Source organism: Alteromonas genovensis, from assembly GCF_010500895.1.
Lineage (GTDB): Bacteria > Pseudomonadota > Gammaproteobacteria > Enterobacterales > Alteromonadaceae > Alteromonas > Alteromonas genovensis.
This window is the reverse complement of sequence record NZ_JAAAWO010000009.1, coordinates 1-23,208: the sequence shown is the minus strand read 5'-3', so window position 1 is coordinate 23,208 and position 23,208 is coordinate 1. Positions and strand designations below refer to the sequence as shown.

The 23,208-nt window shown below is 44.0% G+C and carries 28 protein-coding genes; 10 read left to right on the top strand and 18 right to left on the bottom strand.

Annotation, left to right across the window (positions count from 1 at the left end; all coding sequences use genetic code 11):
* Window positions 1-438 precede the first annotated feature (438 nt).
* Together GTQ48_RS12230 and murQ are read right to left on the bottom strand one after the other, a co-directional pair.
* Window positions 439-2,064: an exo-beta-N-acetylmuramidase NamZ family protein gene (locus GTQ48_RS12230; RefSeq protein WP_239060105.1), complete on the bottom strand. Its 1,626-nt coding sequence runs from the start codon at window positions 2,062-2,064 to the stop codon at window positions 439-441.
* 139 nt (window positions 2,065-2,203) lie between these two features.
* Window positions 2,204-3,172, bottom strand: coding sequence for an N-acetylmuramic acid 6-phosphate etherase (gene murQ, locus GTQ48_RS12225; protein WP_163106956.1), 969 nt, complete (start codon window positions 3,170-3,172; stop codon window positions 2,204-2,206).
* A gap of 218 nt (window positions 3,173-3,390) precedes the next feature.
* On the opposite strand from murQ, the gene alr reads away from it, so the two are divergent.
* On the top strand, window positions 3,391-4,473 hold the full coding sequence (gene alr / locus GTQ48_RS12220) for an alanine racemase (protein WP_163106955.1): 1,083 nt from the start codon (window positions 3,391-3,393) through the stop codon (window positions 4,471-4,473).
* Between the two features lie 433 nt (window positions 4,474-4,906).
* Here the strand turns inward: alr and GTQ48_RS12215 are convergent, their stop codons facing one another.
* Both GTQ48_RS12215 and GTQ48_RS12210 read right to left on the bottom strand, forming a co-directional pair.
* Complete coding sequence (locus tag GTQ48_RS12215) at window positions 4,907-5,617, bottom strand: YitT family protein (RefSeq protein ID WP_163106954.1); 711 nt, start codon at window positions 5,615-5,617, stop codon at window positions 4,907-4,909.
* 240 nt (window positions 5,618-5,857) lie between these two features.
* Window positions 5,858-6,160 carry a hypothetical protein gene (locus tag GTQ48_RS12210; RefSeq protein WP_239060104.1) on the bottom strand — a complete coding sequence of 101 codons (303 nt, stop codon included), beginning with the start codon at window positions 6,158-6,160 and terminating at the stop codon, window positions 5,858-5,860.
* A 449-nt stretch (window positions 6,161-6,609) separates the two neighbouring features.
* Between GTQ48_RS12210 and GTQ48_RS12205 the strand changes: the two genes are divergently transcribed.
* The 4 genes from GTQ48_RS12205 to GTQ48_RS12190 all read left to right on the top strand — a co-directional run bounded on the left by GTQ48_RS12205 (window position 6,610) and on the right by GTQ48_RS12190 (window position 11,399).
* Window positions 6,610-7,743 (top strand): porin family protein, encoded by a 1,134-nt coding sequence (locus tag GTQ48_RS12205; protein ID WP_163106952.1) that lies wholly within the window; start codon window positions 6,610-6,612, stop codon window positions 7,741-7,743.
* Between the two features lie 18 nt (window positions 7,744-7,761).
* On the top strand, window positions 7,762-8,559 hold the full coding sequence (locus GTQ48_RS12200) for a substrate-binding periplasmic protein (protein WP_163106951.1): 798 nt from the start codon (window positions 7,762-7,764) through the stop codon (window positions 8,557-8,559).
* A gap of 100 nt (window positions 8,560-8,659) precedes the next feature.
* The gene (locus GTQ48_RS12195; protein ID WP_163106950.1) at window positions 8,660-10,003 is read left to right on the top strand and encodes an alginate export family protein; all 1,344 of its coding nucleotides are present in this window, start codon (window positions 8,660-8,662) and stop codon (window positions 10,001-10,003) included.
* Between the two features lie 121 nt (window positions 10,004-10,124).
* Complete coding sequence (locus GTQ48_RS12190) at window positions 10,125-11,399, top strand: NRAMP family divalent metal transporter (RefSeq protein WP_163106949.1); 1,275 nt, start codon at window positions 10,125-10,127, stop codon at window positions 11,397-11,399.
* An 18-nt stretch (window positions 11,400-11,417) separates the two neighbouring features.
* Here the strand turns inward: GTQ48_RS12190 and GTQ48_RS12185 are convergent, their stop codons facing one another.
* The 6 genes from GTQ48_RS12185 to GTQ48_RS12165 all read right to left on the bottom strand — a co-directional run bounded on the left by GTQ48_RS12185 (window position 11,418) and on the right by GTQ48_RS12165 (window position 15,863).
* Window positions 11,418-12,896, bottom strand: a complete 1,479-nt coding sequence (locus tag GTQ48_RS12185) for a hypothetical protein (RefSeq protein WP_163106948.1) — start codon at window positions 12,894-12,896, stop codon at window positions 11,418-11,420.
* A gap of 346 nt (window positions 12,897-13,242) precedes the next feature.
* The gene (locus GTQ48_RS17545; protein ID WP_200883130.1) at window positions 13,243-13,416 is read right to left on the bottom strand and encodes a hypothetical protein; all 174 of its coding nucleotides are present in this window, start codon (window positions 13,414-13,416) and stop codon (window positions 13,243-13,245) included.
* A gap of 200 nt (window positions 13,417-13,616) precedes the next feature.
* Window positions 13,617-14,126 (bottom strand): P-loop NTPase family protein, encoded by a 510-nt coding sequence (locus tag GTQ48_RS12180; RefSeq protein WP_163106947.1) that lies wholly within the window; start codon window positions 14,124-14,126, stop codon window positions 13,617-13,619.
* Complete coding sequence (locus GTQ48_RS12175; RefSeq protein ID WP_163106946.1) at window positions 14,116-14,688, bottom strand: histidine phosphatase family protein; 573 nt, start codon at window positions 14,686-14,688, stop codon at window positions 14,116-14,118. Before GTQ48_RS12175 ends, GTQ48_RS12180 begins: the two co-directional genes overlap by 11 nt.
* Before the next feature lie 79 nt (window positions 14,689-14,767).
* Window positions 14,768-15,412 (bottom strand): DUF4386 family protein, encoded by a 645-nt coding sequence (locus GTQ48_RS12170; RefSeq protein ID WP_163106945.1) that lies wholly within the window; start codon window positions 15,410-15,412, stop codon window positions 14,768-14,770.
* Between the two features lie 91 nt (window positions 15,413-15,503).
* Window positions 15,504-15,863, bottom strand: a complete 360-nt coding sequence (locus tag GTQ48_RS12165; RefSeq protein ID WP_163106944.1) for a hypothetical protein — start codon at window positions 15,861-15,863, stop codon at window positions 15,504-15,506.
* A gap of 214 nt (window positions 15,864-16,077) precedes the next feature.
* On the opposite strand from GTQ48_RS12165, the gene GTQ48_RS12160 reads away from it, so the two are divergent.
* A complete protein-coding gene (locus GTQ48_RS12160) occupies window positions 16,078-17,538 on the top strand; it encodes a potassium/proton antiporter (RefSeq protein ID WP_163106943.1) in 1,461 nt (486 codons plus the stop codon).
* A 408-nt stretch (window positions 17,539-17,946) separates the two neighbouring features.
* Here GTQ48_RS12160 and GTQ48_RS12155 read toward each other — a convergent pair whose 3' ends face one another.
* Entirely contained in the window at window positions 17,947-18,315 is a 369-nt protein-coding gene (locus GTQ48_RS12155; RefSeq protein WP_163106942.1) for a VOC family protein, read from the bottom strand.
* 627 nt (window positions 18,316-18,942) lie between these two features.
* Between GTQ48_RS12155 and GTQ48_RS12150 the strand changes: the two genes are divergently transcribed.
* Together GTQ48_RS12150 and GTQ48_RS12145 are read left to right on the top strand one after the other, a co-directional pair.
* Window positions 18,943-19,227 carry a type II toxin-antitoxin system TacA family antitoxin gene (locus GTQ48_RS12150; protein WP_163106941.1) on the top strand — a complete coding sequence of 95 codons (285 nt, stop codon included), beginning with the start codon at window positions 18,943-18,945 and terminating at the stop codon, window positions 19,225-19,227.
* Window positions 19,224-19,505, top strand: coding sequence for a type II toxin-antitoxin system RelE/ParE family toxin (locus GTQ48_RS12145; RefSeq protein ID WP_163106940.1), 282 nt, complete (start codon window positions 19,224-19,226; stop codon window positions 19,503-19,505). The genes GTQ48_RS12150 and GTQ48_RS12145 overlap by 4 nt, the downstream gene beginning before the upstream one ends.
* 122 nt (window positions 19,506-19,627) lie before the next feature.
* On the opposite strand, the gene GTQ48_RS12140 is transcribed toward GTQ48_RS12145, so the two are convergent.
* The 3 genes from GTQ48_RS12140 to GTQ48_RS12130 form a co-directional block, all read right to left on the bottom strand.
* Entirely contained in the window at window positions 19,628-20,035 is a 408-nt protein-coding gene (locus GTQ48_RS12140) for a hypothetical protein (protein ID WP_163106939.1), read from the bottom strand.
* Between the two features lie 203 nt (window positions 20,036-20,238).
* Window positions 20,239-20,535 (bottom strand): type II toxin-antitoxin system RelE/ParE family toxin, encoded by a 297-nt coding sequence (locus GTQ48_RS12135; RefSeq protein WP_163106938.1) that lies wholly within the window; start codon window positions 20,533-20,535, stop codon window positions 20,239-20,241.
* Between the two features lie 3 nt (window positions 20,536-20,538).
* The gene (locus GTQ48_RS12130) at window positions 20,539-20,757 is read right to left on the bottom strand and encodes an addiction module protein (RefSeq protein WP_163106937.1); all 219 of its coding nucleotides are present in this window, start codon (window positions 20,755-20,757) and stop codon (window positions 20,539-20,541) included.
* 255 nt (window positions 20,758-21,012) lie between these two features.
* Between GTQ48_RS12130 and GTQ48_RS12125 the strand changes: the two genes are divergently transcribed.
* Both GTQ48_RS12125 and GTQ48_RS12120 read left to right on the top strand, forming a co-directional pair.
* Window positions 21,013-21,255, top strand: a complete 243-nt coding sequence (locus tag GTQ48_RS12125; RefSeq protein ID WP_163106936.1) for a type II toxin-antitoxin system ParD family antitoxin — start codon at window positions 21,013-21,015, stop codon at window positions 21,253-21,255.
* Window positions 21,252-21,554, top strand: coding sequence for a type II toxin-antitoxin system RelE/ParE family toxin (locus GTQ48_RS12120; protein ID WP_163106935.1), 303 nt, complete (start codon window positions 21,252-21,254; stop codon window positions 21,552-21,554). The genes GTQ48_RS12125 and GTQ48_RS12120 overlap by 4 nt, the downstream gene beginning before the upstream one ends.
* Before the next feature lie 91 nt (window positions 21,555-21,645).
* On the opposite strand, the gene GTQ48_RS12115 is transcribed toward GTQ48_RS12120, so the two are convergent.
* The 4 genes from GTQ48_RS12115 to GTQ48_RS12100 form a co-directional block, all read right to left on the bottom strand.
* Entirely contained in the window at window positions 21,646-21,942 is a 297-nt protein-coding gene (locus GTQ48_RS12115) for a HigA family addiction module antitoxin (RefSeq protein ID WP_020745300.1), read from the bottom strand.
* Window positions 21,942-22,220 (bottom strand): type II toxin-antitoxin system RelE/ParE family toxin, encoded by a 279-nt coding sequence (locus tag GTQ48_RS12110; RefSeq protein WP_020745301.1) that lies wholly within the window; start codon window positions 22,218-22,220, stop codon window positions 21,942-21,944. Before GTQ48_RS12110 ends, GTQ48_RS12115 begins: the two co-directional genes overlap by 1 nt.
* A gap of 119 nt (window positions 22,221-22,339) precedes the next feature.
* Window positions 22,340-22,654 carry a DUF2695 domain-containing protein gene (locus GTQ48_RS12105; protein WP_163106934.1) on the bottom strand — a complete coding sequence of 105 codons (315 nt, stop codon included), beginning with the start codon at window positions 22,652-22,654 and terminating at the stop codon, window positions 22,340-22,342.
* A gap of 139 nt (window positions 22,655-22,793) precedes the next feature.
* On the bottom strand, window positions 22,794-23,030 hold the full coding sequence (locus tag GTQ48_RS12100) for a hypothetical protein (protein ID WP_163106933.1): 237 nt from the start codon (window positions 23,028-23,030) through the stop codon (window positions 22,794-22,796).
* Window positions 23,031-23,208 lie beyond the last annotated feature (178 nt).

Below are 23,208 nucleotides of genomic sequence, written 5' to 3'. Positions count from 1 at the left end.
TAAACTAAGCTTTCACTGTCAGTTTATGTCACCTAATAGCGTGTGTTGTTATGTACCAACCTGCTAATAATCGTGGACTGTAAAACATTAGATAAGTGCTGAACCTCTCAAGCTGTTCCTCAAGTTAAGCCCCAGCTCATACTGTAAATATACGTCAACAATTCTCAAGAATACACAGGTAATATTTAGAATATCCCTTTAGCCAGCATTTTAATAAACACTCTTTAAATAAATGTGAGTGCTCACTAATCTCTATGCGTCCATCTAGCAGGCTTGCTCGTTGCCGATTTATACACGGCGTTAACCGCCCGCGCTTTTACAGGCGCTCACGCTGTAGCAGGTGTAAACTCATGCTGCTGAAAATAGCCGCTTGTCATAAATGGTTTGGTGGGCAATATCTAAGTGAAACCATTAATAGTTTGTAAGTGATTACCAACTTTATTTTGAAGTGTGTTGAGTCTGCTCTGAATACAGTAGATAGGGTGCTCGCTGCGCTTTAAATTTTACAATGTCTGCTTGCCAAGACTCATAAATTTCATCTGCGTTCTTGCCTGCCACTATGTCTTCTCTCAAAGACGAACTTCCGGCTAATTTATCGAAGAAATCTGGGCGAGTAAAAAAAGTCTCATCAGCCAGTTTTACCGCGTTAAATGTGTTTAGCAACGTTTGAATATTTAGCCCGCTTATTGAGCTTACTATTGCATTTTTGGCCACGTGTTTTTCTGCCGCTTTTTCTTTTGGTTTTTGTGCTTTTGAACTTGTATTTGTTCTTACATTTGGTGTTGTCGAACCCTCTATAATTCGCGGCTCTAATATTTGCCTCTGTGCTTGAGAATATTGTGCACTAGAAAGCTCAGGAGCATAAGAGTCTGCCACAAGAGTTTGAGCAAACAATGTTGTGCCTTTGTGCTTTGGATTTGATGCTCCATGGTTTGCATTTACCTTAATTCGACTGTTGCCCAACTTGGCAACGGGGTGACCAATAAGTTGAAAAGGAAGGTCAGTTCCGCGACCAATGCTTACCGATGTTCCCTCAAAAAAGCACAGCGTAGGGTAAAGCCGAATAGCATTATCATTGGGAAGGTTTGGACTCGGCGCAACGGAAAGCGAGTAAGGAGTGGTTCGGGTATAGTTTGCTACTGGCACCACCGTTAGCGTTGCGCGTTTATCTGTGTCTAGCCAACCTTCTCCCACTATCATTTTTGCAAGTTCACCTAGCGTCATACCATGAAGTACGGGAATGGGATGCATGCCTATAAATGATTTAAAGGGTGGCGTAAGTAACGGCCCATCAACATAGGCGATATTAGGGTTCGGCCTATCAAGCACAATCACATCAACACCTTGTTCAAACGCGGCTTCAATAACGTAATGCAGGGTACTCAGGTAGGTATAAAAGCGCACACCCACATCCTGTATGTCGAAAATAACGGTGTCGATATTTTCTAACATCGCCACAGAGGGCTTTTTTGTTTTACCGTAAAGAGAGTGAATGGGTAAGCCCGTTTGAATGTCGATGTTGCTGTCTATCTTTTCTCCGGCGTCTTTATCTCCTCGAAAGCCATGCTCGGGAGACATAATGCTGACCACATTGATATTGCGAGCGAGCAATGCGTCAAGCAGATGCTGTTTAGTTGCTGACGGAGCGCCAGTTGACTTATCACCATCACCCTGAACGCTAGGCTCCGGTTCGCTATTCGTAACCAGAGCACTTTGGTTAACAACCAGAGCAACACGTTTTCCTGATAACAAAGGCAAATAAGTGTCAAACTGCTCAGCGCCAACTTTAATCTGTGTGGCACTAGCGGGTGGTGTATCTGACGCTGCCAAAGCCCCTAAAGGAGTAGCCTCTAGAGGAATAGCCCCTAGAGGATTAGCCCCTAAAAGAATAGCTCCTAGAGAAATAGCGCCTAATGGAATGACCATTCCTAAGCTAAATCTCAAGAACAATTTCAGGCACAATCCCAAGCTTTGCCTCAAACTTAATGTAAAGAACATTAAGCTGTATCGCACTGCCGTGGTAACAAACGGTAAAAGGCATTTTGATGATCTATGTGTTGTCATATTGCTTCCCTTGTTAAGGCTTTGCTGCATGCCTTTTACCAACATATTGCACCCTTGTTGACCCTTATAACCTTTTATAGCCAGGGGCTCATCTCTTTCGTCTGTATTTTCTAGTTATCTATTTTTAGTAATTTATTCGCTAGTTATCAGCCTTTGGCGTTGGCTTGTCCGCGGTGTCGGTTTTTACTGCTTTTCTTAAGTATCCGTTATGATGGCTCAGGCTTTTAGCTGCCTGCTCTGCATTGGTGTTAGTCAGTACCATCAATATGGCGACCTTTGCCTTATTTTCGCAGGCGTCGAGGGCCTCTATGGCGGTGGCTTCATCACACTCGGTGGCTTGCATTACAATGCGACATGCACGGGCTTTCAATTTCTCATTTGTGGCGTTCACGTCTACCATCAGGTTTTCGTAGGTTTTACCTAATTTCACCATGGTGGTGGTACTTATCATATTGAGGATCATTTTTTGCGCTGTGCCCGACTTCATTCGGGTACTGCCTGTTAATGCTTCTGGGCCAACTACTGGGCATATTGTAATAGCGGCGGGTTCAAATATGGCTGCGTCAGGACTACAGGCAATAGCGGCGGTGGTGCACCCTAGCTCACTTGCATAGGTTAACGCGCCACTGACATAGGGTGTGCGGCCACTTGCTGAAATGCCCACTACGGTGTCGTTTTTAGTCAGTGATAGGGCAACCAAATCATCTTTGCCAGCCGCACGGTTATCTTCAGCGCCTTCTACTGCGTGCACTATGGCATCGTCACCTCCTGCAATAACTCCCACTACCAGTGAATCGGGCACGCTAAACGTGGGTCTGCACTCAACCGCGTCTAAAATACCTAACCTACCGCTGGTACCGGCTCCAATATAAATAAGCCTACCGCCCGCTTTAATGCTTTGCGTTGCTGCATCCACGGTTTGTGCAATTGCTTTAATCTGCGTGGCTACGCTCGCTGCCACTTTTGCATCTTCGGCATTAATTTTTGAGAGTACGTCTACAGTGGAAAGTGTATCAATGTCGAGAGTGTCTGGGTTTCTGCCCTCCGATACGATACGCGCTAAATCGTTGATAAGAGAATGAGAAGATGAAGGCTGTGACAATGGCATGAGAGATACTCTAATGAACGGTGAATAACGGGCTAATAGCAAAGGCTAATCAGAAAGCGCTTAGAATAACGGCATTTGCCTAAAGGTGAAAGGCCACAAACCACAGGTAAAGACAAACGCGGTCAGGTTTAACTCATGATATAATCTGCGTTATTAGATATGGTCACACAGTGATTGTATTGTGATTAGCAACTTTTTTATGCAGTGAGAGTTAACCTGTGAGCCGTCAAACTCAAGCCATCATCCACGCAGATGCCGTACTTCAAAATTTCAGAACATTGTCGTCTATGGCAAAGCACAGCCAGTCTATGGCAGTGATTAAAGCCGATGCCTATGGTCACGGTGCTATTAATGTTGCGCGCATACTTCAGCATGTGTCGCCGCGCTTTGCAGTGGCTATTATTGAAGAAGCGGTGGCATTAAGAGAAGCGGGCATAACGGTGCCAATAGTGGTACTTGAAGGGGCGCATCAAGCCAAAGAGTGCGCAATGGCGGCGCAATACGACTGTATATTGGTAATGCATTCTTATGAACAGCTACAGTGGATGCAAAAGTGTGAAGTATCTAAACGCCCCCACATTTGGTTAAAAGTAGATAGTGGTATGCATCGACTGGGTTTTTCTACCGACGACATTGAAGAGGTTGTGGCTCAAAACCAAAGCCTGCTTACTAATGAAACTACTCTAGTAACGCATTTCGCCAGCGCCGACAATCCAGATAACGATTTTACAGCCACTCAAATAGCCGCCTTTGAAACCAAGGTAGCGTCTTTGTCGTTACCAGTTAGCCTAGCGAACTCGCCAGCAAGCGTAAATTGGCCACAATCTCAAGCACAGTGGAATCGGTTAGGGCTCGGTGTTTATGGTGGACAGGTTTCTACTCAATCTATCATCAGCTCGGCAGTGCAGTTGTTCCCTGCAATGACCTTGCGCTCTAGCGTTATTGCGCTTAGAGACATCGCTGAGGGTGAAGGGGTAGGCTACGGACAAACCTGGCGCGCCCAAAAGCCAAGTAAAATTGCGACAGTGGGAATAGGTTATGCCGATGGTTATCCACGACACTGTCCTAACGGCACGCCCGTAATGATAAGAGGGCAGCGCGCGTCGCTTGTAGGTAGGGTGTCTATGGACATGATAACCATTGACGTAACTCACATTAATAATGTGACCACTGGCGATACGGTAGAGCTGTGGGGAGAAAACATCTCTATCAGCGAAGTGGCCTCTTGTGCGGGCACTATCGATTATGAACTGATGACACGCGTGTCCAGTCGCGTCCCTCGTATCGTGAGATACGCCTAAACTTTTATGTAGAGTGTTTCCCACTCAGAAACTGCACTACACGGCGAATAGCTAAAATTATATTAATAACTATTCGACAAAAGAATGAGGCGATTTAGCCTACCTTGTGTCTATACTGTTTGCGTGCAATGTGTGTGTGAGGTGAATGTTTCATCATCGACAGTGTTGCCAATACTCATAAGTGAGGTTTGTATGCGTACTTCGTTTTCAAGACCGAGAGTCAACCGTGGCGCAGTAAGCCGTCCACCAACGCCTGTTAAAAAAGAAGCAGTAGCCAAAGTCGACGCCAACGCACCTAAGCGGTAAAAATACAAATAAGCAATTCAAAAAAGCCCGATTGATGTGAGTCAATCGGGCTTTTCTTTTGCGCGCCACGTCAATTTGTTGAAATTGTGTCGCCAAAGCATAGGCACATCAGGCGTTCAAAATTGCATCAGCTATTTTGAGGGTGTAATCCGTTGTCTAAATGCTCGTTCTGTTCGCCTGTGAGTGTGGTGTTGTCAGCGTCAGCACTATTCACACTGTTACTATTATTCTTGTTCTTCGATACCGGCGCGTAACGCTCGGGGCGGTGATTAAGCGATATCACCATGTTAAGGCAAAGTGCTGCAAGAATAGAAATTAACACAAGGTGCCACTCTATAAACTGTAAGGCGCATAATAGTATGACGCTATCTACCGATAGCTGGAAAAAGCCAGCTCGGATATTAAAGCGCTGCTGTAAGAAAAACGCCATAATGCCGATACCACCTAAGCTAGAGCTATGACGAAACATCATTAGCATACCCACACCAATGAGAATGCCGCCAAATACCGCGGCAAAAAATGGGTTTACGTGGCTTATATCAACAAAGGCTGGTATTTGCTCGGTAAGCACCGATACCGTGGTAACAGAGATAAATGTATTAATAGTGAAACGCTTACTTATTTGCGTCCACGCTAAGGCGTAAAAGGGGATGTTGATTAAAAAGAAGAGCACACCAAAGTCAATATCTACTGCGTAGGTGCCGAGCAATGCTAAGCCTGCAGCACCACCTACCATTAAGTCTTGAGACTGGAATAAGAACACGCCAAACGCAACAAATAAACCCGCACTAACTAAAGCGAAGACGTCTTCGATAACACTGTGATTTGGTTTTTGCATGATAAAGAGCTTGCGTTAAGAATACACAACGTAATTGTACGTTTACAACATGCTGGAATATAGAGAGGAGCGGTTAACTTAAAGTCGGCAGATCAGCCAATGGTATGCATGCCTTTACGACTCTTATCTCTTCCGTAAACAAGGTGTTGCGGCTATGTAAACGTTGCACCAGATTGTGACAACCACTTCAGTACTAGGCATAAAATGACCGCATTAAATCACGAACTAATAGGTTGTTGCCTAATCGAGTGTGGCACTCCAAACGATATCTTGTTTATTAAAACTAATAGTGCACTGCATAATGCCAAAATGGAGCGGACTGGACGCTTCTATTTTGCTGCCGTTAGCCACAAATTCCGTATGCCACGTTAAAAGCTCAGCGGTGTTCAACTGACGCTCTACATTGGCTTTTGATATACCAGGATAGAAATTGTCGCATAAAACGATGACCTCTCTTCGCGCTTCAATCCAGTAAAAAGTCACGGCAATGAGCGCTGCAATAGCAGCGATTGCAGCAATATCCGCAAGAATTGAACGTTTCATAGCATGCATTGTTTTACCTCTATCATTGCGCGGTGGCAGACTACATCGAGAAGTTTCAGACACTATAATGAGTAAAAAGTGCGTTTACAGGTTAATAAAAAAAGAAACGGTTCCTACTTAAGCGCATAAACATATCACGACCACGTGTGGGATATAAAGAATGCAAAATAGGGAAATGAGCTCTCGTAACGCGGTTGTTTTTTAGTTAGAAAACTTGTTGGGAGCTTATTTAGCAAAACGCCTCATTGCACAAGCCTGTGTTGTATACGTAAAGGCGAACGTAAGCATTAAATGCGTTATACGTTATATTTTTGTAAGGTTTACGCAGGGCTGATACCATGAATGCAAATCTCTCGGCGTAGAATTATTTTTTTGAAAGCTAGGTAATCAAACACCTTTCGTAAGCCTTCTTCTTCTCTTGTTTCGCCAATTTACTTGTAGGAACTGCAATGAAAAAACTCCCCATCGCGCTATCGTTGGTTGTCGGTAGTGGCATCGGTTGCTCTATCGGCATTAGCAAATCAGCGATAGCTGACGAATTACCTTTTACTCTTTCTGGTCATGCTCGTGTTAACTACGGGCATCAAGACTGGCTTATCCCTGATTTTAGAGACGGCTTTGAGTTTGAATCGTTTAAACTAGGTGTGGCTGGCGAATTTGATAAATTTAGCTATAAAGCGGAGTACCGCTGGTATGAAAATGTCGATTTTAATACGGTTCGTTTTGCTGATTTAACCTATCATTTTAACGATCGCACTGAAATTACCGGCGGTATTACGCAAACGCCTTTTGGCTTACAGCCCTTTGCGAGTAATAGTTTTTGGTTTTCAGTCAATTACTACCTAGGGTTTGAAGACGACTACGATGCCGGCGTTAAAATAAACCATACGCGAGGCAACTGGGATTTTCAGGCAGCCTACTTTATGAACGATGAATATAACGACGCTGCAAAGTTTAGTCGTTATTCTTTCGATGTTGCCGACGACGGTGAATTTAGAAACTCAGAAGACGGACAGTATAATATCCGGGCAAATTATACTGGCCGTTTTATTAGAGGTGCTACCACCGAGATTGGTGCGTCTTATCAGTATGGCAATATCCTTAACCTAGATACCTCTAGCAGTGGCGATATGAATGCCTATGCTCTGCATATGCGTCATACCCAAAATGACGTTAAGGTAGAGCTTCAATATATCAACTACGAATACAACTTAGCTGCGCCAGAAGGTCAGGCTGACGATCGTTTAGCGCTATCTTCGTTTACCTTTCCCTTTTTAGCTGCGGCAGACGGACAAACCTATTCGGCCAATCTCATCTACTCGGTGCCATACGACTTTGACAATATATCATCAATGACATGCTACTCAGAGTTCAGTCTTGCTAAAGGTGATGATGCCTCAGGTAAAAACTCATCTCAGTGGGTGAATGGCTGTAGCGTGGGATGGGATAAATTATTCATGTATGTGGACAGCATTCGAGGCAAAAATATGTGGTTTTCCGGTGGCCCGGGAATTGGCTTAGACATCGGCGGCCTGCAAGACACCACGCACAGACTCAATATTAACGTTGGAATTTATTTCTAAGCGCTTAGGGGAATTATTATGAGAACAGTATTTACCATTATATTTTTACTCGCTTTTATACCGTCGGCGAGTCACGGTCATGCGTGGTTGAAGTTAAAAATAGCAACCGCTGAGTATGCGCCTTATACCTCAACAGATATGCAGCACGGCGGCTATATTAATCACATCATTACCGATGCGCTGTTAGAAACTGGGGTGCAGGTTGAGTATGTATCAATGCCATGGGAAGAAGCGTTAGAAGCTACCTTAGCAGGTGAATACGATGCTCTTTCTTACGGCAATTTTGTTCGCTCCAGAGAAAGTGAGTTTTTTCACAGCAAGCCAATTAGCGCTGAAAGTTTAGTCTTTTATGTGAATAGTGAAAAAGAAATACGCACCTGGTCTAAGCTAAGCGATATCGCCGATTTGAAAATGGGCATAACAGAAGGATACCTTTACAACGACGAAATTGCCGCTTTTATCGAAGGCAATGAAAATGTAGTAAGGCGAGGTAGCGATCGGGAAAACTTTGAAGCACTAATCAATGGCGATATTGATATTTTCCCCATTGATGAGCTTACCGGCTGGTATTTGTTAGAGCGTGAATTCACTGACGCTGAGCGAGATAACGTGGCTCTTATTTCTCCCTTCATTTCTACCGTAACTACCCATCTTCTTGTGCCTAAGGGTAAGCAAAACAGTCAGCTAGTGCTGTCGCTGTTTAATAAAGGTATTGATGAGCTAACGTTGGAGGGCAAGCTGACACGGTTTAAGCACCTGTTAAAAGAGGGATACTATCAGCATCCACAGAAGAAAGTGCACTACGACAGACGATAGCTCAATACAAATAACGCGCTATAAGTAAACAGATAGTGCGTTATGCGCAGCCCTGCGTATAATCACAACCCATAATTTTTTAGGTCTTTATGGGTTGTTAATGAGCTCGTTTTTTAGTCGGTTACCTTTACTCTTCGCTTTTCCTTTCTTTCTTTTCTCTATAGCGCTAATTATATTGTCGCCACTTGCGGCTAATAATGCGTTAGCGGAAACAGCGATACACAACGACAACCAAGTGCATGTGGACGTATCAGGCTCACTAAGAGTGCGCTATGAGTCGCTGCATAACCCTATTTTTCCTACTACGCGTGAGCAGCGCGAGCAAAACAATGAGCGTATTTCTACCCGAGTCATTGTTAACACCACGGTAAGCTACAACAATATTAGCGCAACTCTGGATGTAAGAGACTCCAGAGCGTTTCTTGATAATAACGACCCTACCTTGGGCGCCAATCAGGTCAATACACTTGAGCCCGTGCAGTTCTATGTTTCTTATGCGCCCACATCCTTAGCCACTATAAACGCCATCAAAGTAGGGCGTATGGAACTTGATTACGGCAGCCGTCGCCTGCTGGCAAAAACCGTCTATCGCAATGCTACAAACAGTTACGACGGAGTAGTGGTAGACGCTACATTCTCACAGTGGAATGTCAGTGGGATATATATTCAGCCTGTGGTGCGTTTTCCTTCCGATGCAGCAAGTGTTGATGCAAACGAGCGAGCATTTGATAAAAGCTATAGCGAGAGGCGTTTATTCGGGGCATATATCACCTCTCCCGATGACAATGTAAAGCTACAAAGCTACTGGCTAAAAGAAGATGACGGCGACGAGTTGGCCACGAATAACAGAGACTTGTTTACCTTATCCATAGACTATACCAAAGCATTTAGTCATGGTTGGAAGGGTAACGTAGAGGTTGTCGGTCAAACTGGAACCGCAAGAGAAACCAGAGCCGCTGACGACACTTTAGATAAAGACGTTCGCGCCTACATGCTATTTGGCTACCTAGGTAAAAAGATTACTGCCAACACTTTTTTACGCGCCGAGGTAGATTACATCAGTGGTGATAACGATACGTCAGACAACAGAATTGAAAATTTCGACAGTTTATTTGGTGTTAGGCGTTTTGATTTTGGGCCAACGGATGTGTATCAAGCCATGCCCCGCAGAAACTTGAAAACGGTAGGATTGCGCAGCATTAGCAAACCTGCAAGCGCCCACCATGTGTTGCTTGGCTATAAAGCCATGTGGTACCAAAAAGCCCCTGAAAGTGTGGATGATTTTATCGGGCATCAAGTAGAGGCAAGATGGCGCTATAACGTATTGCCTAATTTGCGCTTGGCTATTGGCGGTGCGTATTTGTTTAAAGGGCGGGGCTTTGAGCGCGGCGACTATAGCGATAACAGTGCGTTTGTTTTCACAGGTGCAATGTACAGCTTTTAAACGCCGTTTGCTGATACCTGATGCGCCTAGCTAATAGAAATTAGTTAACCTTTTCCCTGTGTAATTAACCTGTTATCTTTGCTCATCGTTTGCTAATAGTTAAGAGAGCACCTTGCCATTTATGTCGCTAATTTCCCGATTTCGGGCACTCTTATCGCTTCTAGGGCCCGGAGTACTCATGGCCACAGCGGCCGTTGGAGGAAGTCACCTTGTAGCGTCAACGCAGGCTGGGGCTAAGTTTGGCTGGCAGCTCGCCATACTCATTCTTGTGGTTAATATACTGAAGTACCCTTTTTTTAGGGCCGGGGTTAGCTACACCATAAGTACTCAGAACACCCTGCAGCAGGGGTATCTTAGTATGGGTAAGCGCTATCTAGGGTCGGCGCTGTGCTTAAATATGCTCGCCTCTGTGGTGAATGCAGCCGCACTTTTGCTGTTTGCCGCTAGTTTACTCTCGTACTTTGTGCCTTTCGATATCGCGATCACGCTCTCCTCATCCTTGGTATTGGGTCTTATTTTAGTCATTTTGTTAGCCGGGCATTTTGAAGGCTTAGACAATATTGCAAAGGGCATAATGGGCGTCTTGGTGGTAGCTACCATTGCAGTGTTTGTTGTTGCCCTAGTGGGGTATACCCCGGTTACGCCTAAAGAGACACCTCCTTCTCCATGGACGCTAGCAACCCTTGGCTTTTTAGTTGTCACCATGGGATGGATGCCTGCGCCTATTGAAATATCGTCAATTACGTCGCTGTGGTTAAAGCGTCAGTGTAAAGACAAAGCGGTTACTCCTAGAAGCGCGCTGTTCGATTTCAACCTTGGCTACGGCGTAACGGTGTTGCTTGCCATGCTGTTTTTAGGGTTAGGTGCACTGGTACTCTATTCAAGCGGCACGCCTCTGGCCACAAGCGGTATAGGGTTTTCTCATCAGCTTATTAGCATGTATTCTGCCACCATTGGTGAATGGGCCCATGGGCTTATAGCGCTGGTGGCCTTTCTGTGTATTTTTGGGTCGGCACTCACCGTTTATGATGGTTATGCGCGAGTGGTCGCAGAGGGTATTTCGCTGCTTTTACCGAAAAAAGCGGGCGAAGCAGCAAATAGTGAAAAAGGCCCTCAGAACGCTCTGGTTACAGTAGTGCTGCTTACCATGGCTGCGATAAGTTTTGCCATAGTGCTATTTTTTAAATCAGCGCTGTTAGCCATGATAGGGTTTGCAATGACCCTCGCTTTTGTGACAACCCCGGTTTTTGCGTGGCTTAACCATAGATTAGTGGCCCGTAGTCAGCTGCATAAAGACGCCGCGCCAAGCAAATGGGTTACGGCGATAAGCTATTTAGGGCTTATTTATTTATTCGGATTTTTGTTGGTCTTTGTTTGGTGGAAATGGTTGGCATAACGCGAACTAACACACGTATTAGTCTCTAAAGCGAATAATGTCGCCCACGGAGCAAATAAATTTCACCAGCTTATCGTGCTCATACAATTCACTCATTAAGGTAATGGGCTTTTGTCGTAATGAGTCGCTTGCAATAATGTTTTGCCAATTAAGCGGTGTTACCGATTCATTGGGCCGGGCGTTTTGTATTTCTTTGAGAAATGCGTCGGCAATAATGCCTTGTCCTATCACTGTAGGGTGCACCCCGTCTAGGCTAAAAATACCGCCAGATAAAATGTCGCCCTCGGTCGATGTATCGTAGTACTTGGTGTCGATAGGAGGATAAACAAACTGCAAAGCCTCGGGCAGTGGGTAGGTTGGCTCACCAAAATTGCGCTTCCACGCCATTTCTGTTAAGTCGTTGCCAATATCGACAATATGAAAGCGCTCGCTGCCTAAGGCTTCATTTTTAGCAGCCACCAACGCTTTAATACTACGATTAAACTCGACGATAGTTTTATCGATGAATACCGCATCTCTAAACGGGAGGTATTTACCACACCCCTTGGCAGCCGATTCCGACAGCGGAAAATAAGAATAAAACTCATAATAAAGGGCCTTTTTATCAGGCCGAGAAGGGTCGGTTATTACCCGCTTTTCGCCCATCCCTTTGGCAATAGGCGCAATAGTGACCAAAGGAACTGTGCCTACAAAAACCTTCCAGTCACTTTTCTTATTGTCTGCCATAGCGTCAACAACCTTGTTTAACAGCATGTCGTATTCGGCGTGAAAGTCGTTGGGGTGCCATAAATTCCATTGGCTACGCTCTTTGCGCGAAGCCTGTAGCACTCGCTCGGGGTCGTTTGGTGTTTGGGCTATATTGAGGCTTAACACCGTGCCTAGCGCGTTATTGGCGCCAAGCCACAAGCAGAGGTTTTCAACGCCTTCTTCACTCGCGCAATGCTTTAGCCAGTCTACGGCGGTATAGTTGCCGAAGGTGTCTAACCCCTCATCGCCTAATGGGTTAAGTACGCGATACGCATTTCTCGAAAAGGGCGTACTCACGGCTTGAAGGTAGCCATCGCCGGTAGCGGTGCTGTTTGCTATAACATCAAGGCATGAGCGGGGAGTGACCATAAAGGCATCGCCCACATCCATCCCCTCAACGGCCACATTGTGAAAACCTAGCGAGTCGAAATTGCTACCCACGGGTTTACCCGGCATGCCGTCACCACGCTCGTAAAAGTCTTCAGCCTGATCGAGCACGCTATTAATCACTGAAAATGCATTTAGCCATTCAAGGCCACGAATGTTTGCGCCAAACTTTCTTTCCAGTGCCCTAAAAATGCGTTCTAAATCGACTTTAGTTTTATAGCGCTCATCCCAGCGAAGGTAGCGGTAGTTGGGTTCGCCAAGCGCGTCGGCAAGCAGTGTGCTGTAACTAAGTCGCGTGTTAGCCGCACTGCCTGACATAAAGCCTTGGGAAATGCTGTCGCCTATAGTAAATATTTTGGTCATTGAGGTACGTCCATGCTAGGTAAGTGAGGACCCCACTCCAATAACTTCAGCGCAATGACACCAGCGCAATAGAATTTGTGTCCGTTTACTTAATAAAGAGTGATTAATGTAAAATAGGTTGGTTAAATTTTCAACAGCTAAAACCTCAAGCAGCTAAAACCTCAAGCAGCCAAGACCTCGAACAGCCAAGACCTCGAACAGCCAAGGCCTCAAACAGCTATAAACCAATCTGCAATCTAAACTGCTATTGAACTCGAGATAAAATCTCTGACCAAGCCTACGATCAAACTAGTGCCCAAGCTGTTGATCATGCTGGCGAGCACACCGGTGACCACAGAGTGATGCACTAGAATTTTTGCTTTCTTCTTTTTATTGGGAAAAGCCCCAACCAAAACCCTGCCTCAAAGATAAAACCAAGCACGACAAGAGCAAACAAACCGGTTTCAAAGCCCATGCTGTATGAGAATAACGCAGCAAATAGAAATAATAACGCAATGGTGATACGAATAAATGGGGGCATCAGAATACTCCATGTTGGTATGCCGAACTGTAATTATAGTGCATTGAGTAAAGCCATTAGCAAAAACAACGTAAGCGTATGTGTCTGAGTCTATCTGAACGCTTATTTGAGGAGAGAGTTGAGCGCTTAGCTGAGCACGTAACTAAGCACATATGTAAGTCTAAGTGAGTTTGTGCTTAAGCTGGTTTTAGCCGTAATTTTCATTGCTGTGACAGCCAGCGAGACTTTGCTTGGTTCGACTCAAACATGCGCTTGTTGCCTTCAAAGCTATTAAATAGGTGTTCATGAGCCGCTTTTGAAAATGTGTCATTGCGTTCGGTGTACTGCGAAATCCAGTGTATAAGCATATCTAAATTGGCGTCTTGGGCTTCCTTACTCTCGTACTTATGTGGCTCCCACGGCCTGTTTTTGGCATTTTGTATACAGTCATTAACGGATAAATTGAGAAAAAGCACGCTACTGGCTAAAGGCACAACAAGCGCCAATAAATCAGAATAACACCCTTCAATAACCCAGTGAGTGTGTGTATTTACAAACGCATCTATCAACGCTTTAGATTCTGCCATAGGCATTCGCGATGGTGGCGATTGCGGTTGCCACGCTATGGTGTCTAAGTCTAAATGGGCGACACCGTATGTATTCGCTAGCTCTTTTGCGAGGGTGGACTTTCCAGACGCAGAGTTTCCAAAAATCAGAGTGTTAGTTAACATGGCTTTCCCGTGACCCGCTTTCAAAGGCGGTGACTCCCCAAGACTGGCTTGATTTGCAAATTTGCTTTAAGCCGTAATTACGAAAGTGTTTTCTCATATGTAAGTTCAAGTAACCGTGGGCAAATACAATAACCTTACCTTCTTTTTGCGCAATGGTGATTAATTCTTGCGCTGCAGTTTTAGCGCGTATTTTTGCTTGTCGATAAGATTCAAACGGGCCCGTTTTTCCTACCGTCCATAAAGCTCGGTTTACATAAACCCAGGTCCACGCGTTAAGGGTAAAAGGTAATTTAAAGCGCGGAATGTCCATCTCCCGATATAACGCCGATGTGAGATCTGGGGATTTGTTGAGTGCTATTTCACAGCTATGAACAGCACGAGGTAAATCGCTAGAAACCACGTAGTAATCATCAAAGCTGTCAGTAAATACAATGTTTGGGCGACTCGCATTAGCAACCATCGAGTGATTGTAATTCCTTACCCAGTTTGCGAAGCCCGCGCTTCCCAAGCGAATATTTTGGGATTTTTCTGGTTTTCCGTGTCGTACTAGCACTATTTGCATAGCTTCACTTCCGTGTTATCACTACTATTGAAGGGCAATGCGTATTAAATGACAAACCCATGTTACATATATATGGCTGTTAAGTTTCGTTGCTTTTTAACAAGGTTACGCCCAGCCAAGAAAACCATACTATCTGACTTACGCCAAAGATTTCGGTTAATACGTCGGCGGGGTACACCGTGAGTACACCAACAGATCCAACAAATAATCCAACAACGTTAAACGCTTTTGGCAGCGCTTGGCTTTGTAATGCCGCAATGCTTATCAGTAAAACCCATAATCCACCTACTACTTCGTTGCCGCCACCCAATCCTTCCACTACGGTGTAAACAGTGCGCCACATTGTCATTGCTTGTTTAGGTTCAGTGGTAGCAAGGTCTATGGCTGCGCCCAAGCCAATATTCGCTATCATACCGCTGGCTATCACCAAGCCTACCCAAACCACACCAAAAACAGCGGCAAGTGAAGAAAGTGTAGGAGCCCCTTTTTTTAAACGCTCGTGAAGTGCCAGTACTAATACCGCTAATACAATGCCAAAAAGGACATACATAACTAAGTTAACGATGGATAGCACTGTTTTGTTCTCGGCGAGAAAGGCAAATTGTTGCGCTGCATCGCCACCACCGGGTGAGCTCCAAAACGCACCAAAGAACACAAACGCAGAAACATAAATAATGGCTTCAATTAATGCCGCAATGCCGCCTGTTTTTTGTAAGTTACTCAATTCATATATTCCCAAAGTTAAACATCACTACACGCCACACCACTATACACCAATGCGGTCAACACCAGCGCCAGTCATTATTACGCTGAGACTATAAACAGTCGGCTTGTTCAAATTTATGAAAGCCTGCTCGAGTAAGGTCTGTTAGCTCAATAAACAGTGCGTCGTCGAACGTTTTAAAATTGAAGCAAGACTTGCCCTGCATTCGCTTTTTAAGTTCAGGGGAAATGTTGTCGAGTAATTCAGGAAAAACATAAACTGGCATTAAGTGAAAGCTAACGTAATTCTTATTAACCTTTGCTGAGGCAAAATACATTGGCTTTTTATTTTTCATAATGTGATGGGTATTAAGATAAAAGTGGTTGGGTTCGTTGATGGCAACCACCATATCCTGTTCATAGTCCGTCAGAATGTTTTTTAAATAATCAAAGATGATGTCAAAGTCTTTCAATTATAATCTCCCTAAACCAAGTTCTAAATATAGCGCTGTTACGTGAGACATCAAATAGTATTAAGAACGCTATCAAAATTTGGCAAAGAGGTAGTAAAAAAGCCGAACGACGAAACCGTACGATTGTGGTGCTCAATCGTGCTTATAAGCCTGTTATTCTAGCGCCTTTCCGTTTTCTTCATTTTTCCGCGCAACTCAGTACAAGGATATTCTTATGTTTGCGGTCGACCACATTATTTTACTCAGCGCTGTGCTTGCCATACTTGGTGTATTAGCCAGCAAATTGTCGCCGCGATTTGGCGTGCCGGTGCTCGTTCTCTTTTTAGGTGTTGGCATGCTGGCCGGAGAAGACGGCATTGGCAGAATTCTTTTTGATAACGTGGATGTGGCTCATTCAATTGGCACGTTTGCGCTTATTCTTATTTTGTTTGATGGTGGCTTACAAACCTCGAAAAGGTCGATAAAACGAGCATGGAAACCTGCGGCACTTTTAGCCACCCTTGGTGTAGTGGGTACTGCTACGGTCACAGGTATAGCGGCCATGTATATTCTGAACTTACCGCTGTATATGGGTCTGCTGCTTGGCGCTATTGTAGGGTCGACAGATGCTGCTGCGGTATTTTCTGTACTGAGAAATGCAGGCATTACTATACCTCCAAAAATTAAGGCCACGCTAGAATTAGAAAGCGCATCAAACGATCCCATGGCCATATTTCTCACCGTTGGGTTAATTACACTCATAAAAGACTCCTCTACCCAGCCTATCGAGCTGGCGTCGCTATTTGTAAGTCAAATGGGAGTAGGGGCCTTGGTGGGGGCCGGTATTGGGGGTGTTGCGGTATGGATTTTTAGAAGAATTACCCTTATGGCTATTGGTTTGTACCCTGTGTTTGTCATGCTGTTCGGGGTGTTAGCGTTTGGATTGGCCGCAAATCTAAACGGCAGCGGCTTTCTAGCTACCTTTATAACGGGCGTTATTGTGGGAAACAGTCGTTTTTCTTATCAACGGAACACCTTTGTATTTCTCGACGGGCTTGCGTGGCTCGGGCAAATCGCCATGTTTGTTATTTTAGGCCTTTTAGTTACACCCACCGATCTCTTTCAAACTTGGAAAGAAGGGCTAATCATTGCTTTCGTGCTTATATTTGTTGCGCGGCCGCTAATCGTTATGCCGCTAATGATGCTAAGTCGTTTTTCGTTTAAAGCATCATTATTAATATCATGGGTTGGGCTACGCGGCTCAGTGCCTATTATCTTGGCTATATTCCCGTTGATATTTGAGCTGCCGAATGCCGACCTCATATTCAACGTGGTGTTTTTTATCGTACTTATATCTGCCTTACTGCAAGGCTCTAGTTTACCCTTTGCAGCGAAGAAGCTGGGGCTAGTGCTGAATGCGAAGGCTAAAGAATCAAGCACTATCGAAATAGTGAAGGTGGCTAAGAGCAAGCGAGAGTTAATAGAAATAGAGTTGATAGAAGACTCACCCGCGATAGGGCTGTCGATTGGTGAGCTGGTGCTGCCTGCACAAACGATTATTGCGGTAGTTGCGCGTGGGGAGGCAACGCTTATTCCTAAAGGTAGTACACGTTTAGAGGTAGGCGACCACGTATTTATTATTACTAAGCTGCTTGATAAACAAGCCGTGGAGAGCTGCTTTTATCACGAAGGTTAAGTTGAAACACAACATCAGCAAACCTTTTGAAATTACATAGCGAAAGAGGGTTAACTATGACAATGATGACCGGGAGAATTCAGCGACCAAAATAATGAGAAAACTTAAACCGGCTAAAAAGTAAAATAGTTTTCCCGTTTTGCTAGAGCCAGCGTTACTCGCGCTTTCTCTTTTTTTAGCCTTGTCGCCGAAAAGTACAATAACACCGAAAACGGGGGCGATTAAGTAGAAAAGCCCTATTAATGGGCTTCCGAAAGATAGCTCTTTGAATAGCGCCTGACAATCTGTATTACAACTGTGCGATCTTGCAGCTGCTTCAAAAGAAACCAACAACGAAACAACTAAAATGGCAGAAAGGAGATGTTTTATAACCGGTTCCTTTTTAATGTAAATTGCGCGTTTGAACGCTTAATCACCTTCGATCGATCCAAACTCACGTATTTGAATATGGTTACCCTCGTTATCCACAATGTTAGCCACTGTAAATATGGGGTTTGCCCATTCACCGTCAAGTGCCTTACCACCTAACTTTATTGCTCGTTCTTTGGCATTTTCGATACTTGCAACGGCAAAAAACAATTTTATAGGGCTAACGCTACTGCGCGGGATACTAAAGGGCGGTATGTGAACAATGAGGTTAAAGCCATCTTTATCCAGACTAATAAAATCAGCAGTCTCCCTGATAACTTTCATACTAAAAAGCTGCACGTAAAACTCAGATAATCTGGTTAGATTGTTCGAATAAACAATTGCTCCATGATGAGCGGGACCAGCCATGTGTAATTCCTTATTGTGTAATTGGGTAGACAACCCACCTAGTTTGCCACTCTATGCTAAACCGCTAATGTCTTTTTAAGAAGTAGATTATTGAGCTCTTGTTTGCTTTGCTCTGGTGTCTTGCCGGCAGTGTCTAGGATGATGCTAGCTGATTTCCAAGGTTCATATTCTCTTGTAGTTACGCTTTCCCATGAGGGAAGCACAAGATTTGAAATGTCAGAATGCCTGTTTTCCACACGCTTTTTATGCTCGACTTTGACGGAGCAAATAACTTCTATCTCTATATAAGGTGAAGCAGCTTTGTTGGTTACTTTTATCCATTCCTGGCGCGATTCTAAAACCGGATTCGTGGAGTCTGCAACTACAGAGAGACCGTTTTTTAAATTGTACTAAGGATAAAACTTTGGTCATAACTTGGTCTAATGGACTGAAATAGAATAGATACTCCTTGTTTGACTAACTTTCCAATAACGGGCAAAAATACGTAGGCTATAATAATGAGCGCAGCGAAGGAAGCCTGCGTGTTTTGTGCCTAGCGAGCTTGCGAGCGAGTTAATGCATTTGTTAGTTGCCGTAAATTCAATGGTTGTGCTAACATTTGTGTGTACATTGAGTAAGGAATTTACTATGGATACTCGCATACAATTTAGAGTAGACGAAGAAACTAAACGGCTAGCTCAGATAATGGCCGAAAGCCAAGGGCGCACTTTAAGTGACGCTTGTAGAGAGCTTACGGAAGAACTTGCTGAACAGCAACGCAAAATAATTACCCATGAACAGTGGCTTACTGAAGAGGTGAATGCTGCGTTTAATAAATTAGAAAGTGGGCAAAGTAAGTTTCTCAGTCATGAAGAGGCAAACTTGGACATGGAAGCTCGAAAAATGAAAATTAGGAATAAAGTCAAAAAATGATCGTTTGGGAAAAAAGTTCGCTGGACGATCGTGAGGCTATTTTCGAGTTTTTATACGAATTTAATCCTTTAGCAGCAGAAAAAACTGATGCAATAATTGAGAAAAAAGTTGAAAACTTGAACCAGCTACCTCTTATAGGAGTGGAGAGAGAGAGTATACAGGGAAGATTGTTAATAATTCCGGAGGTCTCTATGATCGTTTCATATTTCATGAAAGATGACATTATTCACATTCTTCGAGTTTTACACCAAAAGCAAAAATTTCCTGTAGGCAACTAACTTTTAAATAAGGGCGCAGACATGTGGGGCATTGTTTGTGGAGCTTTGGGGGTAAAGTGGCGCAGTCACCCCAAAGCGCCGCGGAGCGAACAATGTTCCTATGATTGCCTTGCAATGCTTTATTAACTACCTTGAACCTTCTTACCTTGGGTAAAGAACACCCAAGCAAAAAACAACATGAATACTAAATCATTGAGTCCATAAATACTGTAAAAGACACCCGCAAATAGATCCTTATTATATACCGTGCCAAGGCTATGTTCTGTGAACCAAACCACCCACGCGATTACATAAACCAATTTTTCAATAGCAAATGCACCAGCTAACCACTTCACATTTGATTCTATGAACGCCGCACCTAAATACGCAAGGCCCCAAACTACAATCATGAGAAGGCCAAAGTTAGACATTACAACAGGATCAAACTCATTAATAACTGAATTAGTGAAAGCCCGGGAGAAAACCAAGACCCCACCAATATTCATCATAGCTGCGGCTATAAAGCCTAATTTTACTTTATCGTGTTTCATTCTTGACCGACCTCTGTGTGACTTCAAATGGTGTGGTGTGAAATATGACTCAGTGATGAAACATAGTTTAGCAAACGATTATCGGCTTTATTCATTGAGAGCATAACTTTCAAATAACGGGCGCAGGCACGTAGGACATAATGGCGAAGCCGGCCTGCGTGTGTGCGTACCAGCGACCGAGGGGAGTGAACTGTAGCGTTTTGTTAGCCGCGCTCATGCCAATACCCCGGTTTTCGGTGATTATGCATGATAGCTACGACACTTATCTCCCTGTCTTCTATGATTTTATAGATAATAGAATAAGGGAACCTGCTCAATACAAAGCGTCGGTGAGTTTGCCCCAACTTTGCCCATGCAGATGGCAAAGAGCGAACTGAGTCAATGGCTTCCTTAATCTCCTTGGTGAATTCGTGCCCCAACCCGAGATATTGTTCTTGATACCAACTAAATGACTCTTTTATTTCCCTTTTGACTTCGGGGTGAAAAGAAACAGGTAGCATCTTTTAATTGAGATCCTTTTCTATCTCTTCCCAACTAATGCTATTTACTACGCCAGACTCTAGTTCCGCACTACGAGCTTCGGCGAGCTTTACCCACTCAGATTCAACATCGCTATCAATTTTTGTATCCATAGCAGTTAAAAGACAGTGGGCAGCAAGAGCTTTCTCTTTGGTACTGAGTTGCTCAATATTTTCAAGCATAACTTTTAGTGCGTCAGACATAAAATAACTCCCATTAGTTAAGATTTGATAATACCACTAAAAAAGAGGTGTGAAACGTCGGGTTAACAGGCAGCGGCTAACACCCGCATAAAGAGCAAAAACACGTGGGCTAGAATACCAAGCGAAGCGCAGGGAGCCTACGTGTTTTTTTGTCCCCCCGCGAGCGAAGCGAGTGTTTATGCGTTTGTTATGCGCTATTGACTTACACTGCAAAAATACCATAATTAGGTATATATTGGTACTTGGAGAAAGCGAATGGCTAAAAATACCAGCATTACTCTTGGGGACCACTTTGATGGCTTTATTGTTAGCCAAATTCAAACGGGTCGATATGGTTCAGCGAGCGAAGTGATTCGTTCAGCTCTCCGCCTGCTAGAAACACAGGAAACTAAATTAAACACTTTGCGTCAATTACTAGTAGCTGGCGAAGAAAGCGGTGAAGCTGAATACGAACTTGAGCACTTGATATCAGAACTTGATGGTGAATTAAAAAAGTGAAACCATTTAAGTTAACTGTACTCGCAAAATCCGATTTAAAAGATATCGCGTTATTTACGCAACGGAAATGGGGCCGAGAGCAGCGTAATGTATATCTTAAGCAGTTCGACGATTCATTTTGGATGTTGTCTGAAAATCCCGATATTGGTAAAAGCTGCGACGAAATAAGAGACGGATACAGAAAACTTCCGCAAGGTAGCCACGTTATTTTCTATAAACAAACAGGTAGTCAGGAAATTCTGATCATAAGAATCCTTCATAAAAGTATGGATGTAAATCCTTTACGCTCTGGCGCATAACGCCCTAATTTGGCGGCACAAACGCGTGGGCTATACTGCGAAGCAGAGCCTGCGTGTTTGTGTCCCCAACATTTGATTGTTATACGCGCCTTTATACCGCAGCCAGATTATAAGGTGAGACATGTAAAGAACTTTGATGTTGCCGCGTTTGCCATAAATCAAAAGCATTCTGCAAACGTAGCCAATGAGCAGCTGAAGGCTTACCAAATGCCAGCTCTAGACGAAGTGCCATCTCTGGCGTGATGGCTCCTTTACCATTTAGAACTTTTGACAATGTTTTTCGACTAACGTCTAAATGCTGAGCTACATCAGTGATAGTGAGTTCTAGAGCATCAATAACAAGATCTTTGAGTATCTCACCAGGATGTGCTGGGTTATGCATATTCATTAGTGATAATCCTCGTAGTTAACGATTTCAACATCTCGTCCAACAAAGCGGTATGTAACTCTCCAGTTACCACTTACTCGGACAGACCAAATATCATTTCTGTTACCTTTGAGTTTATGCATATAAAGGCCGGGTAAATCCATGTCATCAGGCGTTTCTGCTTGATCGAGATTAGACAGAATCAGACGAAGTTTATTTTCATGCTTCTTCTGAATTCCTGATGTGGTTCCTTTAGCGTAAAACTTCTGAAGGCCTTTATGTATAAAACTCTTAATCATTCAGCCATTGTAACCTCATGGGTTACGAGTTGCTAGTGGAATTTTCAGCGCGTATAACGCCAGCCCGACAGGGCCGTCCGGTGGAGGGCCGAAGGCCCGGAACAACCTTCATGGCTTTGTTATGTGTTTTTGGCGATTTCACTTTCCCAGCCATCTTCAACATTTGCGAGTATTTCGCAATCACAGGAGCCGCCTTGCTCCGAAAGCCAAGGCAAAATTTCATCTGTGTCGAGATTCAAGCTTACGAGAAATGAAGAGGTGATTCTTGGGGTATGGTCGCAGCCTTGTATCCCTAGCTGAAAATCTAAGTGGTCGAAGAGCCTGCCAAGATCTTTCAGCGAAAGCGGCATTTCTTCGATAGCCTTTTTCGTATCTTCGGCCACCATAGCCTCGACTAAAGCTGCTCGTCGCCTTTTTTCTTGCTTAGATGTCACTGTATCTCCTACACATAACTTTTCAATAACGGGCGCAGGCACGTAGGGCATAATGGCGAAGCCGCCCTGCGTGTATGCGTCCCAGCGAACGAAGTGAGCGAGTTTATTGAGTTGTTATTTGGCATGTTTAAACAACCTATTAGACATTGAGCCAGTTTTTAAGCAATGTTGGAGCTTTACCTGTGATGGCTATGTATGTAAGCCAGAAAGAAAAGGAAAAAGCGCTAATAATTGAGACCCAAACGCTGAGCGAATAAAGGCCATACGAAAAGAGTTGGCCAAATGCGATTAAAAACGAAAGCCAGCCAAATAAACTTACAATCGAAGCTAAGACTCTATAAAACGGCCTCACTTTTGGTTTAAAGGTTTCATCCATTACGTATTCTTTCTATTTTACAATCAATTTTCTAAACAACGCGACTGACACATAGACACAATGACTCCCTGAGAAATGCTAGCCTCCGCATTTTCGTGGGTTAACTTTTCAGCCAGTGCCATAATTAGTTTGCTTAAGACTAAATCATTTGGAGGCTAGCATGAACAAACATAGCATG